The organism is Robbsia sp. KACC 23696 (assembly GCF_039852015.1).
GTDB lineage: Bacteria > Pseudomonadota > Gammaproteobacteria > Burkholderiales > Burkholderiaceae > Robbsia.
The window spans coordinates 1,212,778-1,230,245 of record NZ_CP156627.1; the positions used below are offsets into that span (position 1 = coordinate 1,212,778).

Genomic DNA, 17,468 nt, shown 5'->3' on the forward strand with positions numbered 1-17,468 from the left:
TCAATTAACAGGATAAGCGTATGCCTTCGGTTCTAAGCAAGATGTGTCAATCCGGCCAAACGGAAGAGGGGGGCGCACGGACGCTCAACCGGCGCGAAGCCTCGCGCCTCGATGCGCGTAGAGCGTATATGGAATCGAACATGGACCGCGTCATCGCAGCGGCGGCGACCGGTACCGCGCCGCCTGGGCGTATTGTCTTTGCAGGCGAGGAGGACGCGAACGCCGGTGGCTCGGGCAGTCGCGGCACGTCGAATCCCTTGATGTACCGCTCCTTGTTTTCAAGAAGCATGTTCGACCGGTTCGTCGAAAGCGATGTGTTCGACACGACGCCCGGTAAGATTGCGGCGGCCTTGCGCGATACCCGCGCAGAAAGCAAGGCAAGAGCGTTGCAAGAACACGATCTTAGCGTCGCCCCCTTGCTCGAACGTCTGCTCCAGGAGGACGCGGGAGCCAGGGCGAAACGCGATGCCGCGGCGTCGACAAGGCGCGCGCCAGCCAGGCCGCTTCTGGCCGAGGGCAGCGACAACGCGGATCGGCCATCGACCCTCGAGCGTGCAGTGGACGTCGTGCCGCCGACGCGCGTCTTCGGGCAGGCGCAGCGCGAGGCGTTGGAGGCACGCGCAGCGTTGGTTTTTGGCGGGATAAGCGGCGACGTCGATCTTCGCGCCTGGCGCTACACACGTATGGCGGCAGCGCTTGCGCAGCGCGCGGAGGCGATGGAGGGCTACGCCACCTGGACGTCCAGGCACGGCGGGGAAAATCCCGACCTGCAGGCCGGGGCGCTGAGCGACGCGTTCGGCGTTTATCGGAATGCGCGTTTATCGCAATTTTATCGCTATGCGGCGAGCGATCTGATGGCACGATTGCGTCGGTCGCTTTCGGCGCCGAGCGATGCGGTTCGTACGCTGATGGACGATCTGGAAGGGGATGCGCTACTAAAGCGCCAGGTGCAGCAAACCCAGCACGCTCGCTGGGCCAGAAGCATCAGTCGTGCGCTGGATAATCTCGCCGGTGAAACGGGCGTGTCGGCGGAAACCGTCGAGCGCGATGCGGATCGGGTCAATCTGCTGCTGGAGCAGGCGGCAAACGGCGACGGCCTGCCGGACGATGCCGCCACTGCCACTGCTGGCGGCGCCGCGACCGCGCCGACGCTGGGCGATGCCGGCCGACATAATGACTATCTACGGCAAGCGCAGTTTTTGCAAACCGCCGTGACATCTGGCGACCTGGAGCGTCCGTTCGCCAATTTCACCGGGGCCGCGGGTGGGCGTACCAAATTCGATCGCGCCACGGCGGTCAGCGCGCAGGGCGTGACGTATGCGCCGCAACGATGGGCCGGTGCGCGCCAACACGCCATCATGCATGTGCTGCGCCACGAGACATTCTTCGATGCCGAAAAAGCCGACGCGGCGATGCCGCATTCCACGTTTTCGGTATCGTATATCGGCGAATCGCTGCAGTGGGTCGACGAGGCCGTCGGAATGATCCAGGCGAGGGCTGCAACTGTCGAAGGCGCGATCTTCGATCCGGCGACCTATCGCAATTCGCCGATCACGCTGACGAAAACCGACGGCGAGGGAACGGAAGGTCAGGGTGTCCGCTCGGTTTTTGTCGTCGATATGGGGCGCGAAATCGGCACGCGTCGGCAGCGGCATCTGACGCTGGTGTTCATCGGCGAGGCGCTGCGGATCCTGACGGCCTATCCGGTCTAAGCGTTCACGATTGCTCGTGACGGATGGGTGCGTTTTCGACGTCACGATGCTCATGCAGGTATTGCGACAAGCCCGCGACTTGCTGCGCGTCGTCATTCTGCGCGAACGGCGCGGAGGCCGGCCGGTTCATGGCCGGGGCCACGGCGCTCGGCACGAAGCCGCCGTCGGCATCGGTATGCATTTGCATTGCGGCCTTGATATAGCGCGCTTCGAAAGGCGCGGTGCCGTCGCGATCGGTGTCAAAACCAAACGATTGCGAATGTGCCGGCACGACGACGCGATGCATCGATGCCCGCGCAGGATAATTCGGCTCGGCGTCCGCCATCGCATTCGACGAGAAAGCGGCGAAGGCCGTGCCGGCCGCTGCCAGGCATACGACGATCCGGGATGCGAATAGCAGATTCTCGGCAAAAGGGCTTCTCATGATGCAACTCCTCGATGCGGGTTAGGCGCCAGGTTTCCTGGACGTCCTGTCGTCTGTGACGGCATGGGGCGAACTGTACGCCTCACCTTTCCAAACGCCTACATCGAGCGAGAGAACACACTATTGCCTTTTTTGTCCGCAATACCGTCGCGCGCGGCGGACTATTGCTGTTTTCGAAATACCTTGTTGTTCTATGCGGCGCGACTGTTGAAACGGCCCGCATCGGTTTGAAACGGCCAAACCCAGGCAAGTGGACTTCACCAGTCGGACGGGCAGGATGTCAGACCCAATGAAAGCCTTTTGCCATCAAGCCCGCCAAGCCGACTGCCACGGCGATTGTGGCCCCGAACAGAATCCGGAAGTCGGTCGTTCGGATCGCGTCGATTTGCAATTTGATTGTGCGCATGTCACCTCTCAAGTCCTTGATATCGCGTTGAACGTATTCCACGGTACTTTCCAATTTTGTTACGCGCGTTTGCGTTGCGCCATACTCGCCTCCCAGGCCTTCGCCGTCAACGCACTTGCCATGGCGCGATCTGCTAGTTGACGGAGGCCTCGACGAGACGTCTGCGTCAGGCACGACGTGGATATCGCGTTTGCTAGGGAAAGGTCTCACGTTTTCGTTTCCGGATGTGATGGGAGAGGGTTCTTATCTTTTGCCGTCGCGTCGCGCATGAAGGCCCCTAATCGCTGAAGAATCGGATAAATTTAAGAATCCTCAGCGTGTGCGCCGCGAATCTCAGGAAAATATAAGCCATGAGATTTTCTGGTGCACCTGGGAAAGTCGTGAAGGCAGCAGCAACAATCCAGTACTCACGGTACAGATACCCACCGTACTGGAGATGCCGGTGTGCTACAAGAGGCATAGAACGAACGTAATATGAAACCGGAAAATGGCGGTGTCAGTCAGCAAGGCGGCTTCTTATCGCGCAGTCGTGCGGGTTGGATCAAGGGCGTCTTCTCGTCCTTTTCGGCGATCGGCCGATAGCCGATTTTCCTTATCCGCGCCAATCGAGGAAGTGCGGCGCCCACCCGTCCGATCGAAGGGCATAATAATGAGCGGACAACGATGACTGCGAACCGGTATACGATGCGTGTCGTTCCCTCTCCACCCCTTGTTTGACGATGTCGTGATATGAATTTTTGGGAAGATGTGTGGCGCCAGACGCCTCTGCAGCTTTCGGATTTCCCCGTGCTGAAAGTGGTCGACGACCAACACGATGGCTGGCTGGCTTATTGCATCATGTTGTCGATGCCGGATCATTGGAGCGCGCGCGAGCGGAAGAAGGGCGCGGCTCGGGGAAAAGAGGAACTGGTGCGGGCGCTCGGTGAGGCCTGTGGCATCGATGTCTCCGACGCCCGCCGGGTCTCGATCGTCATGCTCGGCGAGGCGACCACGAGCGTGTCGCTGCTGCTGTCCTTCAGCCAGGAAGCGGACGCGGCACGCTTTGCCGAAGTGGCGAAAGTGTTTCTCGGATAGGTCCCGCCACGCGGTTATTGCAGCGCCTTATCGTTCGGTTCGGTGTTCAACGCCTTGACGTCGTCGTTCATCGGGAAATCGAGATTGACCTGCTTCGGCGGCGTCGGCGTCATGAACCACGTCTTGTAGCTCGCCGTTTGCGCGCCCGAGCGCTGACGCTCGGCGATGACACCGTCGACGAGCTTCTTGAAGGCGGCATCGCCCTTCGGCAACATGCAGCCGTACGCTTCGCGCGACGCGGGGGTACCGACGATCTTCCAATTGTCCGGCTTCCGTGCGGTGGCGCGTGCGCCGGCCAGGACCGCGTCGTCCATCATATAGGCCGCTACCCGACCGGTCTCCAGCATGATGAACGACGAGGCCGCATCGGCGGAACTGACGACGTTCATATGCATGCTCTTGCTTTCGTTCATGCCGCGCAGCAGCCGTTCCGAGGTGCTACCCGCCACGGTCACGATGCTTTTGCCCTGCAGGTCGGCGAAATCCTTGATCGACGACGAGGCGGGCACCAGCAGGCGCGTGCCGATGACGAAGAAGGTATTGCTGAAGTTGACCTGGTTTTCGCGTTCCAGATTATGCGTCGTCGAACTGCATTCGAGCTGGATCTGATTGTTCTGCAGCAGCGAGATCCGGTTCTGAGACGTAATCGCCAGTTCCTTGACCGCCAGGTTCGGCATGTGCAGCTTTTGCTTTATCGCGTCGACGATGGCATTGCTGAGATCCATCGAATAGCCCAGGTAATGGCCGTGATCGTCGACATAGGAGAAGGGAAAGGAATTATCGCGAACGCCGACCGACAGGACGCCCGCTTGCCGAATGCTGTCCAGCGTCGGGCCGTCGTCTGCCGCGTGGGCGAGCGGCGACAGAAGGGCGGCCGCTACGGCGGCAAAGGCGAGGGTAGTGGAGAAACGGAAAAGCGATCGACGCGACATGGCCTGCCTTGTGGAAGTACGGGTTGAATGGACTCAGCGTCGCATCGTTGCCGGACAAATCCCAAAAAGCGAGGATGTCAAAAAAGGTCGTGCCAAAAACCCGTGCGCCGGGCGGTGACGGATGCCCGCGTTGGACGCCATCGCGGGGATGTGCCCGTCGGCCTATGACGCTGCGTCCTCGACGATCGGGGGACCGATGTAGTGCGCGCGAGGGCGCAGCAGCGTGCCGCTGCCGATCTGCTCGATCGCGTGCGCCATCCAGCCGACACTGCGGCCGATCGCGAACAGCGCAAAGGCGGCGTCGCGCGGGAGCCTGCAGTACTCGACCAATGCGACGAGGGCGATATCGATGGTGGGCTTGCGGCCGGTATGCCGATCGACACAGTTGATGATGTCGCGGATCGTGTCGGGCGCGGGGAAGGCATTCAGCAGCGAGATCGCTCGCGGGTCGCCCTGCGGATAGAGCGGATGCGCGAAGCCGCTGAGGGGGGCCCGCGCCGGATCGGCGTGCGCCAGTGCCGATACGACGTGCGTTTCGACACCGACCCGGCGCGCATCGTCGAGAAAGGCCAGCACGCGCGCGGGTGCACCCCCATGCCGGGGCCCGGACAATGCAGCCAAGCCCGCCAGCGCGCAAGCGCCCAGCGATGCCCCGGTGGACGCGGCGACCCGCGCCGCGAAGGCGGAGGTCGTCAGTTCCTGATCCGCGAGCAATACCAGCGCGCGTCGTAACAGATCGGCATGCGGGGCGGCGTCCCAGGCTTCGGCAAGCCGTCGATGCAGTGCTGTCGCGCCAGATCCGTCGCGCAAGGCGACGAAGCCGCTGGCCAGTTGGCCCACGAGGCGGGCCGCTTCTTGATGGGCTGCGGGAAAACCCTGGGTGTTCGACGCCGCCCCATCGGCGGCTGCCTGTCCCAGCGCGGCGTAGGCCTGTGCAAGGGGCGTACTCGCCGCAAGGCCGTGCCGAACGCCGGGGAAATGCGGAGGCGTGTCGCCTGACGTTTCCCAGAGCAGGCGCGCGATATCTTCCAGCGTCGCTGTCTCGGAAAGCCCCACGGCATCGAGGCCCCGATAATAAAGCCGCCCCCGCACGACCGTCGAGATATGCGTGCTGACGATCGGCTCGCCCCATGCCATCGTGCTTGCGGCGATCGTCGTCCGTGCGCGTCCGCGGCGTCGTTTGTCGAGCAAGGTCAGCACGTCCGACGCCGAATAACGATTACGGCCGACCCGCGACGGGTCGCGCCGCACGGCGATCTGACCCCGGCTGACGTAGGCGTACAGCGTCTGCTTTCGGACATCCAGCGCCGCGCACGCCTCCTCCTGGGTCATCCAGTCCTGGACGTTGATTGAATCAATCAAGATTGACGCTCATGGGACGGATCCGTTTAATGGGGGCTGGGAGGTCGCGAGACGATCCCAAAAAACCTGACCCGCTACGCCGAGAGTGGGCAACGACACAGTATAAGAAAAATGGCGGCGGATGTCGGCATGGCAGCCGTGGCCTGGACGGAGACAACCATGCTTTCCAATGACACACGTCATGCCTCGCCTGCGGCGACGGTCACGGCGCGTACGACCCACACCCGTTACGGCATCCTCGCGACGATTCTGTTCCTGGCGACGCTCGCGTACGCGGACCGCGCCATCCTGTCGATCTCCGGCCCCGGCATTGCAAAGGAATTCGGTCTGAATCACGTGCAACTGGGCTATGTGCTGTCGGCCTTCAGTTGGGCCTACGTGGTCGGGCAGATACCGGGCGGATTGCTGCTCGATCGTCTCGGCACGAAGGCGATGTATGGCGCGACCTTGATCCTGTGGTCGATCGCGACGATCCTCGTCGGCTTTGTCGGCAAGATCACGACGGACTTGTCCGCCGCGTTGAGCCTGCTGTTCGCGCTGCGCTTTGCATTGGGCCTGATCGAAGCGCCGAGCTTTCCGGCCAACGGGCGCGTGACGGTCATGTGGTTCCCGAAATCCGAACGCGGCATGGCGACGTCGCTGTTCGCCTCCGCCTCGTATTTCGCGGTCGCGATTTTCTCGCCGCTGGCGGGCTGGCTGGTGCAGACCTATGGCTGGGCCGCGCCGTTCTTTACCTTGGGGGCCATCGGTCTCGTGGCGGCCGTGGGATGGTATGCCTTCATGCATGAGCCGCGCAAGCACCCGCGGGTATCGGCGGCGGAGCTGGATCATATCGTCGCCGGCGGCGCGATGGTCGATATCGATGCCTTGCACGAACGCCGCGCGCGTCCGGCGATGTCCTGGCGGCTCGTGCCGATGTTGCTGGGCAACCGGATGCTCTGGTGTGCCTACATCGGGCAATACTGTACGATCGCGTTGAGCTATTTCTTCATCACCTGGTTCCCGATTTATCTGGTACAGGCGCGCGGCATGAATATCGTCAATGCCGGGTTCGCGACGATGGTGCCGGCTATCTTCGGTTTCCTCGGCGGCATCGCCGGCGGCGTCATCTCGGATACGCTGATTCGGATGGGCTGGAGCGTGTCGTGGGCCCGCAAGACGCCCTATATCGTCGGCATGGCGGTAGGCTGCAGCCTCGTACTGGCCGCCTACGTCGACGACAACGTCATGATCGTCGGCCTGATGGCGCTGGCGTATTTCGGGAAAGGCGCGGCGGCAGGTGCCGGCACCTGGGCCGTCGTTAGCGATACCGCGCCCCGCGAAGCGGTGGGTCTGGCGGGCGCGGTCTTCAACTGTATCGGCAATATCGGCGGTATCGTCACGCCGATCGTATTCGGTTATATCGTTCAAATGACGGGCGGATACAAGGTCGGGCTTTATTTTGTCGCCGCGCACTGTCTGGTCGCCGCGGTCGTGTATTTGTGCTTCATGGGTAAAATCGAAAGAGTCACGATGCGCTGAGTGCTCGCCCACCAAACCCTTCTTTTATTCGATACAGATGACTAAACCGATTATTCTGAACGCAGCGGAACTGCCCGAGTGGACGCGGGCCGAACTGAATACGCATTTCAGCGTGCTCGAACTGCCCAAGCAGCCTGACGACGCCGCGGCATTTTTGCGCGAGCATGGCCGGACGATCCGCGGCATCGCGCTGCGCAAGACCAAGATCGATACGGCGTTTCTCGATTTGGTGCCGGAGTTGGAAGTCATTTCGAGCTACAGCGCGGGTCTCGATAACGTCGACGTCGCCGCCGTGAAAGCGCGCGGTATCAAGATCGAGAACACGTCGCATATCCTGGCCGAGGATGTCGCCAATACGGCGTTGCTGCTGGCCTTGGCGGTTACACGGGACCTCGTCGAAGCCGACCGTTTCGTGCGCGCCGGCGCATGGACGGAGAAAGCCGCCTTTCCGCTCGGTCGATCCCTCTCGAAAATGAAAGTGGGCATTGTCGGATTCGGCACGATCGGGTCGGCGGTGGCGCGCCGTCTGCAAGCGTTGGGCTCTACGGTGTCATACTTCGGCCCGAATCGTAAGCCCGTCGACCTGCCGTACTTCGACGACGTTACGCGCCTGGCGGCCGATTCCGACATGCTGATCCTCGCCTGCCCGCTATCCGATGCCACGCATCATCTCGTCGACGCGCGCGTCATCGATGCGCTTGGCCCGCAGGGGTATATCGTCAACATCGCCCGGGGTCCTGTGATCGACGAGCAAGCGTTGGTGGCGGCCTTTGCCGCCGACAAGCTTGCCGGTGCCGCGCTCGATGTTTTCGAGCATGAGCCGTCGGTGCCGGAAGCGTTTATCCAGGACCGTCGTCTGGTCTTGGCGCCGCATATCGGTTCCGGGACCGAGGAAACGCGGCGCGGCATGGCGGAACACGTCGTCGATGCCTTGGCCCGCCATTTCGGTATCGCGGGCCCGCGCCCGAACGCCTGAGCCGGCTCAAAAAAACGCGCGATGGCCTAGACGGTAGCGGCGGTCGCCGCGGTAGGCTTGCCGGATTCCGGTGTGACCGATATCGCCGCCAGCGTGCTTGCAATGCCCTCCGCGTAAGGTGTTTTCGAGATGGGTCCGATCAGCGCTTGCAGCGCGCTGTCGTCGAGGATCACCGGCTCCGTAAGGAGATAGTGCATTTCCACGAACTCACGCAGCAGGCGATTGAACAAGCCTAATACACGCAGCATCGTTTTTCCGACGATGCGTTTTGGGATGGTGCGCCCGGTCTGACGCGCCATTTCGTCGACCATCGCTTGCTGCGTCGTGACGCCCGCGCCGCCGAGATGCCAGATCCGACCGAATGCTTCCGGCGTTTCCGCCAGTTTGACGACGACGGGGCCGACGTCTGGGACGTAGACGAATTCATGCGCGCGATCGATCGGGCCGACCAGATCGGCAACCCCGCCTCGCACTGCAGCGACCGCCGCGCCGTGCAAGAGACTCGCGGTGACCGCGGGACCATAAAAATCCGGCAGCCTTAATAGCGTCGTCTGAATCCGGCCATCGGCATGCGCTTGTAGGGCGATATCTTCTTGCGCCTTGCGCATTTGCCCCTTGACCGTGTGCGGCAGGCGCGGATGATCCTCCCGTACGCGCGCCGTCTGCGCCCGACCGTAGGGATAGACGGTACTGATCAGGATCAGCTTGCGGACGCGGGCCGAAACCGCCCCATCGATCGTCTTGCGCATCAGCGCCGGGTGTAATGCGAATCGCCAATAGGGCAGGCCCACCAGATAGATGATCGTGTCGATGCCCTCGGCGGCAGCGGTAACCGACTCCGGCTGCTCCGGATCCCAGGTGCGAACCTCGGCAAGCGGGTCCGCGCCGAACGTGCGGTGCAAGGCGGCGGCGTCGCGACCGACGACGCGATACGCTTGCCCCCGCTGGCGCAGCGTCGACGCAATGCTTTGACCGATGGCACCGGTGGCGCCGAAAAGTGCGATTGTGGGATGCATGCGCAGCTCCAGGGAAAAGGGGGCGAGGGAGGCAGTACTGGGCGAACACCAAACGTTGGTACCGCCGCCGCGTGTCGTTTGGTGTTCGGCGATTTGCGATTGATTAAGTGTGCATGCGCCCGTAATAAAAGAAAATCCGCTAAATTAGCGCTCCCGCTATACAAAAATGCATACCATGGCCGAGATCGAACCGAACTGGGAGTGGTACCGCACCTTCCTGCAGGTAATGGAGTGTGGCTCGCTGTCGTCCGCGGCGCGCGCGATGGGCATCACGCAGCCCACGGCCGGCCGCCATATCGACGCGCTCGAAAGTGCGTTGGGCGTGTCCTTATTCACGCGCACGTACGAGGGCTTCGCTGCGACGGACGCGGCGCGGGAGCTCGCGCCGTATGCGTCGCATATTGCGTCGAGTGCCGCCGCGTTGCGTCGCGTGGCGAGCGGCATCGGTGCCGCTGTACGCGGCACCGTACGTCTGACGGCGAGCGAAGTGATTGGCGTCGAGGTGCTGCCGCCGATCCTGACGGCGCTGCGCATGCGTCACCCCGACTTGCAGATCGAACTGGTCCTGTCCAACGCCGCCGACGATCTATTGCGGCGCGAGGCCGATATCGCGGTACGGATGTTTCGCCCGGAACAGGATGCCTTACTGGTGCGCCGCGTCGGCACGATCGAGGCCGGCTTGCACGGCCACGTCGATTACTTGGCACGAGCGGGCGTGCCGGATTCGCTGGATGCGTTAAGCCGGCACGTCACGATCGGTTTCGATCGGGAGAGCGCGTTTGTTCGCGCGCTGCAACGGCAGTTTGGCGCGCTGCGTCGCGAGACGTTTGCCTTGCGGTGCGACAGCGATCTCGCGCATCTTGCCGCCATTCGCGCTGGCTTCGGCATCGGCATCTGTCAGTGCGCCCTCGCAGCGCGAACGCCGAATGTGATCCGCATTCTGCCCGACGCCTTCGCATGGCAAATGGACACCTGGATCGCCATGCATGAAAACCTGCGCGGCAGCACGCGCTGCATGACGGTATTCAACGCGCTCGCCGATGGACTGAAAGCGTATATCGAGACGGGTGAGTCGGCGACGCGCCGTTCCGCTGCCCCGCCATTCGGCTAAAGCGAGCGCGTCGTTTTGGTGCCGCGATGCCCGTACGCGGTGCGCTGTCGCACCAACCGCGTGATCCAAGTTGGACCATATGGTCCATGTGTTTTCAGTCGAACACGACAAGCTATTGAAATAGCGCGCTTTTCTCGTTCTGGCATGAAAAGTGGATAGGGGAGCGTATTCCACTCAGGGGTCGTGCCATGAAAGTCGGAGTGTTTCTACCCATCGGGAACAATGGCTGGCTGATTTCCGAGAATGCACCGCAATACATGCCGAGCTTCGCGTTGAACCGCGAGATCACGCAACGCGCGGAGCACTACGGCCTGGATTTCGTACTGTCGATGATCAAGCTGCGGGGATTCGGCGGCAAGACGGAGTTCTGGGATCACAACCTCGAATCGTTCACGTTGATGGCAGGGCTCGCTGCCGTGACCTCGCGGATCAAACTCTATGCGACGGCAGCGTCCCTGGTGATGCCCCCGGCCATCGTCGCCCGGATGGCCTCGACGATCGATTCGATCGCGCCGGGGCGCTTCGGCGTGAACCTGGTCACTGGCTGGCAGAAACCCGAATATGCGCAAATGGGGCTGTGGCCGGGAGACGATTTTTTTGGCACGCGGTACGCTTACCTCTCCGAATACATCCGGGTGATGCGGGATCTGTGGACGACCGGCAAGTCGGACCTGCAGGGCGACTATTTCAAGATGGACGATTGCCGCCTCAGTCCGCGACCGTCGCAGCCGGTGGACATTATTTGTGCCGGTGCAAGCGACGCGGGGATGGCGTTCTCGGCGGAGCATGCCGATCATAATTTCTGTTTCGGTAAAGGGATCAACACGCCCACCGCGTTTGCACCGGCGGCGCAACGACTGATCGAGGCGACGCGTGTCACCGGCCGGAAGGTCTCCACCTATGTCCTGATGATGGTGATCGCCGACGAGACCGATGAACTGGCGCGCGCGAAATGGGAGCATTACAAAGCCGGCGTCGACGTGGCGGCGGTGTCCTGGCTGGGCGAACAGGCGGCCGCGGACAAGCGCTCTGGCAGCGATACGAATGTGCGGCAGATGGCCGATCCGACGTCGGCCGTGAATATCAATATGGGAACGCTGGTCGGCTCCTATGCGAACGTCGCGCGGATGCTGGACGAGGTCGCGACGGTTGCGGGAACCGAAGGCGTGTTGCTGACGTTCGACGACTTTGTACAAGGGGTCTCTCGCTTTGGCGAACATATCCAGCCGTTGATGACAACCCGTGCCGGCGTGGCTTCGCCGGCCGGTACATTGGCCGCTTGAGCATCGGCTCGAGCTTTTTCAAGCGACGAGGACATCATGCACGACGCAGCAGCGCTTCCCATTGCCACCTACGGCGCCCGGATTCCCGCCAACACGCTCGTTCTGCCCTGCAAGCCGGAGCCGCTGGCGCTCGATCCCGCCGCCACGGCGTTGATCATCGTCGATATGCAGAACGCCTATGCCTCGCTGGGGGGCTATGTCGATACGGCGGGATTCGATATCTCCGGCGCGCAGGGGACGATTGCCAACATCGCCGCCATCGCCGATGCGGCCCGGGCGGCCGGTATTCTCGTCGTGTATCTGCAGAACGGCTGGGATCCTGCCTATCAGGAAGCGGGCGGCCCGGGTTCGCCGAACTGGCATAAATCGAATGCGCTGAAGACGATGCGCAAGCGCCCCGAGCTGAGCGGCCGTTTCCTCGCGAAGGGCGGTTGGGACTATGCGCTCGTCGATCCGTTGCAACCGCGGGACGGCGACCTCGTCGTGCCCAAGACCCGCTACAGCGGCTTTTTCAACAGCACCTTGGACAGCACGCTCCGGTCGCGCGGCATCCGGAGTCTGGTATTTACCGGGATCGCCACGAATGTGTGCGTCGAGTCGACGCTACGGGATGCGTTTCATCTGGAGTATTTCTCGGTGATGTTATGCGATGCGACGCACGACCTGGGCGGCAAGGCGATTCAAACGGCCAGCGAGTACAACATCGAAACCTTCTTCGGTTGGACCTCCGATACGAAGACCTTCCTCGAAGCAGTCAAACGTTGAATCTACGCAAGGACAAGGCCCATGAAGCAAGCCATTATCCCCGCCGGCTCGGGAACGCCCATCGCGCCTTTCGTACCGGGTGTACTTGCGCAAAACACCTTGTATGTGTCGGGGACGTTGCCATTCGATGCGCAGAACAATGTCGTGCATGTCGGCGATGCATCGGGCCAGACGCGCCATGTGCTGGAGACCATCTCGCGCGTGGTGGCGGAAGCGGGCGGCACGATGAACGACGTTGTTTTTAATATGATCATGCTGCGTGACTGGGACGACTACGCGGCGATCAATACCGTCTACGCCGAATTCTTTCCGGGTGAGAAGCCGGCGCGCTACTGCATCCAATGCGGTCTGGTGAAGCCGGAAGCGCTCGTCGAAATCGCGTCGATCGCGCATATCGACGCGCCTGCCTAAGCGAACGCCATGACCCAAACGATTTATTTCGAGATAAAGGGTGCGGGCGATCCCGCGGCGCCGGCGGTATTGATGTCATCGGGGTTGGGCGGCTCGGCGCATTATTGGCGTCCGCAAATCGACGCACTGTGCGAGGCCGGCTTCCGTGTGATCGTCTACGATCAGCGCGGTACCGGGCGCAGTCCGGACGCGTTGCCGGCCGATTACACGATTGCCGCAATGGCGAAGGACGTCGAAGCCGTCATGGATGCCGCAGGCGTTGCATGCTGTCATTTCGTCGGGCACGCCTTGGGCGGACTCGTCGGCATGCAACTGGCATTGGACAATCCGGACCGCCTCAGCAGTTTGACCGTGATCAATGCCTGGCCGGCGGTGCGTGCGTCAACGCGCCGTTGCTTCGATGCGCGACTGCGCCTGCTCGACCACGCCGGCATTCGGCCGTATGTGGAGGCGCAGCCGATCTTTTTATACCCGTCGGCGTGGATGGAAGCGAATCAGGCGGTGGTCGAGGCGGAAGTCGAGCATGCGATTCAGGGCTTCCCGCCAATCCCGAATATGCTGGCGCGCATCGCCGCGTTGAAGGCGTTCGATATAACGGATCGGCTGGCGTCGATCACGACGCGGGTCCTGGCCGTCGCCGCGCAGGACGATGTTCTGGTCCCGAGCAGTGCCTCCGAGGCATTGTGCGCCGGTCTGCCCGAGGCGACGTTGGAGGCGATGGCGTACGGTGGCCATGCCTGCAACATCACGGACCCGGCGTCGTTCAATGCGATCCTGGTGGCGTTCCTGACGCGTGTCTGAACGTCGCTCAGCGGCGCGGGAGGAGGCCGGCCAACACGATCGCGCAAAGCGATTGCTCGGCCTCGGCGAAGAAGGCCGCGTCTTGCAGCGTTTTTCCGGTCAGACCCTGCACCTGGAAGGAAAAATCCGCATAGTGCTGCGTGCTGGCCCAGAGGAAGAAGATCAAATGATGCGGGGTCACCGGGACCAGCTTGCCTTGGGCAATCCAATGCTCGATGACGGTACGTTTTTCGTCGACCAGACGTCTCAGATTAGTCAGCAGCTCGTCGCCGAAGACCGGCGCGCCCTGCAGCATTTCGAGACAGAACAGGCGCGAGGCGGCCGGATTGTCGCGCGAGGCGAGCAATTTCTGATGGATATACTCGCCGAGCGCGACGGCCGGATCCCGTGACGCGTCGAAGGCGCGCAACGGCGCAAGCCAAATCTGCAAGAGATCGCGTAACAGGGCGGCGTACAGTTCTTCCTTGTTCCGGAAGTAATAGAGGAGGTTGCCCTTGGACACATCGGCGCGCTCGGCAATCTGATCGACGCTGGCGCCATGGAAGCCAAGCGTCGAAAACGCATCCAACGCGGCGGCGAGGATCGTTTTGCGCTTCAGATCGATCTGCCGCTGACGTCGTTGCACGCTCGCGTGGCTGGGTGCGCCACGCTTGCGCCGCGGCGTGCCTTCGTCGTCGTCTTCGCGCGCCTGCACCATTGCCTGACCCGATGAATGATATGCCGTTGGAAAGAGCAAGGGACTATAGCATAGCGCTCGTTGTGGTCCTTATCGTCGCGCCGTGAGGGCCATTCACATCGTCGGCGGCAGGCCTCGTCTCCCGGATAGTCGATCGGGGCGGCGCACCGTCGGGGTTCGGGCTTTATTTTCGAGATGAAACGGATTATCTTGGCGCTACGGGCATTGCCTAGGCTGGCAATCCGGGGGAAACAACAGTACGCTTGCGCCACCCTCACAAAACGCGTAAAAGATCGGACACCGTCAGCGTTCTGTCAGGCGATTTATCTGCCGAGCCATGCGCTCGGCGTCTGTCTGCTCTGTCTCTTCAGCCGATGCTCGTACACGCTTCCGCGCCGTTTCGTTTAATCGACACCTCCTCGCCCATGCGCGACGGCGTTGCGGCGACACGCTTCGACGTGACGGTCTTGCCTGCAGCGGCGCAATTGCTTGCCTGGCGTGAGCGAGTGGGGCAGGTTATCGATGTCATCGTGCCGCGCGGTGGCGCGCGACAGCCGTTCGATGCGTGGATCGACCGCTATGTCGTGGGTGAATACGTTTTCATCAACTGCTACTCGGATGCGGTCACGTTGGACCGTTCGATCGCGCGCATCTCGCGCGACAATGCCCGCAGCATCTGCTTCCATTTCTTCCTCGACGGCACGCCTTCGACGCTCGTCAGTCATGCGGCCAAGCGCGATCCGGTGCCAGCCGATCTCGCGATCTTTGCAGCCGATCTGGACCAGCCGTTTCGCATCGCTCGTAAAGAGACGGCGCATGCCGAGATTTTCGTGCCGGCCGCGCGCCTCCAGTCGCATTTTTCGGATCCCGGGATCCTGCATGCCCGCGGCTTGATGCCGAATGCGCCTGGCGTTGGCCTCGTGATCGAGCGCGTAAAGGCGCTGACGCGCGCGATTGTCTATCTCACCGAAGCGGAGGCGCGGGTCCGTCTGGAGGAAATTGTCGGCTTGATCTGCAACGCCTATGGTACGGCGCTTGGCGTGCGTGAGAGTGCCCATGCACTGACCCGCGAGGTCACGATCAACGATGCCCGCCGCATCGTGCGAGACCATTTGTTCGACAGCGAATTGACGCCCGAGCGCGTGTTGGCATCGCTCGGCGTGTCGCGCGCCTCTGTCTATCGGCTTTTCGAGCACGAAGGCGGTTTGGCGACCTATATCCGCAATCTGCGCCTGCGGGCTGCGGCCATCGATCTGGTCCGACGTCCGGACCTTGCGGTGAAGGATATCGCTTATTCGGTCGGATTCAAGAGCGCGACGGATTTCTCCCGCGCTTTCCGGCGGGCCTACGACACCACCCCGCAGGGGTTGCGGGACTATGACGCCTGGTATATCCCGGATGCCGCCGCGCAGGCTGCGCCCGCGACGCAGCACGTCGAATGGGAGGTGGAGGGACCTTCTGCGCGCCGTGTGGCCAGCGTACCGCTGCCCGGCTTCGCGTTGATGCGCTGGGCCTGACATTTCCTGCCCGAAGTCGAGACCGGGCATTCCCATACCGTGCCATCGCGCAACGCACCGTGTCGCTATTCGCGACGACCGCGGTTTTTCGGGATAACAATCGAGCAGAGGGAAGCGTGCGCAAAAGTGCGCTGAAACGGCCACAGCCTCCCGTGGCGGACCGACCGTTTCCTCAAAATTGAGACGCAATGTCAAGCGGCGCACTTTGTCGCTGCTACGATCCATCGATGCCTCCTCCGTTTGGCTGAGCGCACGACTGCCTTTCCCGTTTTCGACGGGCAGGGGCGTCGGATAAAGCGTTCGACCGCGACGGAGCGGCGGTAGAGCGGGCGACACGGGCGGGATGCCGTCCGTCGTGGCGCATTGCCGTTTCGGTCTCGATTTGTCCCAAAATATGAATAACGCCGCGCCGCTATACGTCCAGTTCCTGCATATCGTGCAGACGACCGCTGCCGATGTCGGCTTGCCGAAGCTCGACGCCGTGGAAGAAGAAATTCTGAACACGATCGCGCGTTTCCAGGCCGCCGGGCAACCTTTATGCGTCAAGGAGCTGCTGCACAACGCCCATCTCGGATCGCCCAGCCGCATTTTCGACCGCCTGCGAGCGATGCGCGCGAACGGATGGTTGCAGCTTTTGGATACCAGCGACAATCGACGCAAGCATGTCGTGCTGACCGAGGATGCGCTGCGCTTCTTCGACCATTTGGGTGCTTGCATCGATCGCGTGGCGAACGGCGTGCCGTTGGCGAACGATCATTGAAGGATCGGATCCGACCTTCCGAATGATCGCGCGCTGCGCGATCGCTTACCGTCTCGACGCCTCACACGGAAGGGTTCTGCCAATCCGTCAGCTTCTCGCGTGCATTGAGTTCGATGAATGACGGACGTGCCCGCATGGCAGCGATATAGCGTCCCAAATGCGTCCATTGCGTGGCCGGGCGCGGCATATTGCGTGACCACCGCATCAGCGTCGTCGCGAGTAAATCGACCGTGCTCAGCGTGTCGCCGACGAGGAAGTGACGTCCATCTGCCAGCCGTGCATCCAAGCGGTCCCAGGTGGCTTCGATGCGCTTCCGTGCCAGTGCCTTGACCGCGTCCGCGCCGACCGGATCGCCATCGCTGGCGGCGTAGAACCAATCACGCATGGCCGGCAGCAGCGTATTGGCAAGATAAACCATTTGCTCCATCCAGTCCGCGCGGTCCGCTGTGCCGGGGGCGGGCGCGAGCGCCGCTTCCGGATGCCGTTCGGCGAGGAGCATCATCAATGCCGCCGATTCACCGTACGGCTTGCCATCGATCAGCAAGGTCGGCACACGGCCGGCCGGATTCAAGCGACGGTATTCGGCTTGATGTTGCGCGCCGGTGTCGATATCCACCAGCATCGCGCTGAAGGGCTGCCCCATTTCGATCAGCATCCAGTGCACGGACATGCTGGCCGTGGCGGGCGAATAAAACAACGTGTAGTCCATTTTTCAGTCCGT

At 62.2% G+C, this 17,468-nt stretch carries 18 protein-coding genes; 11 read left to right on the plus strand and 7 right to left on the minus strand.

The genetic code is table 11. The features are described from left to right. Positions 1-140: 140 nt before the first annotated feature. Positions 141-1,712 (plus strand): hypothetical protein, encoded by a 1,572-nt coding sequence (locus ABEG21_RS19920; RefSeq protein ID WP_347557155.1) that lies wholly within the window; start codon positions 141-143, stop codon positions 1,710-1,712. A 4-nt stretch (positions 1,713-1,716) separates the two neighbouring features. On the opposite strand, the gene ABEG21_RS19925 is transcribed toward ABEG21_RS19920, so the two are convergent. Further along, the gene (locus ABEG21_RS19925) at positions 1,717-2,136 is read right to left on the minus strand and encodes a hypothetical protein (RefSeq protein WP_347557156.1); all 420 of its coding nucleotides are present in this window, start codon (positions 2,134-2,136) and stop codon (positions 1,717-1,719) included. A 280-nt stretch (positions 2,137-2,416) separates the two neighbouring features. Next, positions 2,417-2,542 (minus strand): hypothetical protein, encoded by a 126-nt coding sequence (locus ABEG21_RS19930; RefSeq protein ID WP_347557157.1) that lies wholly within the window; start codon positions 2,540-2,542, stop codon positions 2,417-2,419. Between the two features lie 729 nt (positions 2,543-3,271). Here ABEG21_RS19930 and ABEG21_RS19935 point away from each other — a divergent pair. Continuing rightward, positions 3,272-3,616 (plus strand): hypothetical protein, encoded by a 345-nt coding sequence (locus ABEG21_RS19935; RefSeq protein WP_347557158.1) that lies wholly within the window; start codon positions 3,272-3,274, stop codon positions 3,614-3,616. 14 nt (positions 3,617-3,630) lie between these two features. Here the strand turns inward: ABEG21_RS19935 and ABEG21_RS19940 are convergent, their stop codons facing one another. Then, the gene (locus ABEG21_RS19940) at positions 3,631-4,548 is read right to left on the minus strand and encodes a transporter substrate-binding domain-containing protein (protein WP_347557159.1); all 918 of its coding nucleotides are present in this window, start codon (positions 4,546-4,548) and stop codon (positions 3,631-3,633) included. Positions 4,549-4,710: 162 nt separating this feature from the next. Next, positions 4,711-5,910: a citrate synthase family protein gene (locus ABEG21_RS19945; protein ID WP_347557160.1), complete on the minus strand. Its 1,200-nt coding sequence runs from the start codon at positions 5,908-5,910 to the stop codon at positions 4,711-4,713. Positions 5,911-6,069: 159 nt separating this feature from the next. On the opposite strand from ABEG21_RS19945, the gene ABEG21_RS19950 reads away from it, so the two are divergent. Together ABEG21_RS19950 and ABEG21_RS19955 are read left to right on the plus strand one after the other, a co-directional pair. Further along, complete coding sequence (locus tag ABEG21_RS19950) at positions 6,070-7,431, plus strand: MFS transporter (protein ID WP_347557161.1); 1,362 nt, start codon at positions 6,070-6,072, stop codon at positions 7,429-7,431. A gap of 37 nt (positions 7,432-7,468) precedes the next feature. Continuing rightward, complete coding sequence (locus ABEG21_RS19955; RefSeq protein ID WP_347557162.1) at positions 7,469-8,407, plus strand: 2-hydroxyacid dehydrogenase; 939 nt, start codon at positions 7,469-7,471, stop codon at positions 8,405-8,407. A gap of 26 nt (positions 8,408-8,433) precedes the next feature. Here the strand turns inward: ABEG21_RS19955 and ABEG21_RS19960 are convergent, their stop codons facing one another. Further along, positions 8,434-9,423, minus strand: coding sequence for an NAD-dependent epimerase/dehydratase family protein (locus ABEG21_RS19960; RefSeq protein WP_347557163.1), 990 nt, complete (start codon positions 9,421-9,423; stop codon positions 8,434-8,436). Between the two features lie 175 nt (positions 9,424-9,598). Between ABEG21_RS19960 and ABEG21_RS19965 the strand changes: the two genes are divergently transcribed. From ABEG21_RS19965 to rutD, 5 genes are all read left to right on the plus strand, one after another. Beyond that, complete coding sequence (locus ABEG21_RS19965) at positions 9,599-10,534, plus strand: LysR family transcriptional regulator (protein ID WP_347557164.1); 936 nt, start codon at positions 9,599-9,601, stop codon at positions 10,532-10,534. Between the two features lie 188 nt (positions 10,535-10,722). Then, positions 10,723-11,817: a pyrimidine utilization protein A gene (gene rutA, locus ABEG21_RS19970; protein WP_347557165.1), complete on the plus strand. Its 1,095-nt coding sequence runs from the start codon at positions 10,723-10,725 to the stop codon at positions 11,815-11,817. Positions 11,818-11,853: 36 nt separating this feature from the next. Further along, positions 11,854-12,582 (plus strand): pyrimidine utilization protein B, encoded by a 729-nt coding sequence (gene rutB / locus ABEG21_RS19975; protein WP_347557166.1) that lies wholly within the window; start codon positions 11,854-11,856, stop codon positions 12,580-12,582. A gap of 21 nt (positions 12,583-12,603) precedes the next feature. Then, positions 12,604-12,993, plus strand: a complete 390-nt coding sequence (gene rutC / locus ABEG21_RS19980; protein ID WP_347557167.1) for a pyrimidine utilization protein C — start codon at positions 12,604-12,606, stop codon at positions 12,991-12,993. A gap of 9 nt (positions 12,994-13,002) precedes the next feature. After that, entirely contained in the window at positions 13,003-13,794 is a 792-nt protein-coding gene (rutD, locus tag ABEG21_RS19985) for a pyrimidine utilization protein D (RefSeq protein WP_347557168.1), read from the plus strand. A gap of 7 nt (positions 13,795-13,801) precedes the next feature. Here rutD and rutR read toward each other — a convergent pair whose 3' ends face one another. Then, positions 13,802-14,491, minus strand: coding sequence for an HTH-type transcriptional regulator RutR (gene rutR / locus ABEG21_RS19990; RefSeq protein WP_347557169.1), 690 nt, complete (start codon positions 14,489-14,491; stop codon positions 13,802-13,804). Between the two features lie 404 nt (positions 14,492-14,895). Here rutR and ABEG21_RS19995 point away from each other — a divergent pair, with 404 nt between their 5' ends. Both ABEG21_RS19995 and ABEG21_RS20000 read left to right on the plus strand, forming a co-directional pair. Beyond that, positions 14,896-15,987, plus strand: coding sequence for a helix-turn-helix transcriptional regulator (locus tag ABEG21_RS19995; protein ID WP_347557170.1), 1,092 nt, complete (start codon positions 14,896-14,898; stop codon positions 15,985-15,987). Positions 15,988-16,381: 394 nt separating this feature from the next. Further along, positions 16,382-16,747 carry a winged helix-turn-helix domain-containing protein gene (locus tag ABEG21_RS20000; RefSeq protein ID WP_347557171.1) on the plus strand — a complete coding sequence of 122 codons (366 nt, stop codon included), beginning with the start codon at positions 16,382-16,384 and terminating at the stop codon, positions 16,745-16,747. A 61-nt stretch (positions 16,748-16,808) separates the two neighbouring features. On the opposite strand, the gene ABEG21_RS20005 is transcribed toward ABEG21_RS20000, so the two are convergent. Beyond that, positions 16,809-17,456 carry a glutathione S-transferase family protein gene (locus ABEG21_RS20005; protein ID WP_347557172.1) on the minus strand — a complete coding sequence of 216 codons (648 nt, stop codon included), beginning with the start codon at positions 17,454-17,456 and terminating at the stop codon, positions 16,809-16,811. Positions 17,457-17,468: the final 12 nt, after the last annotated feature.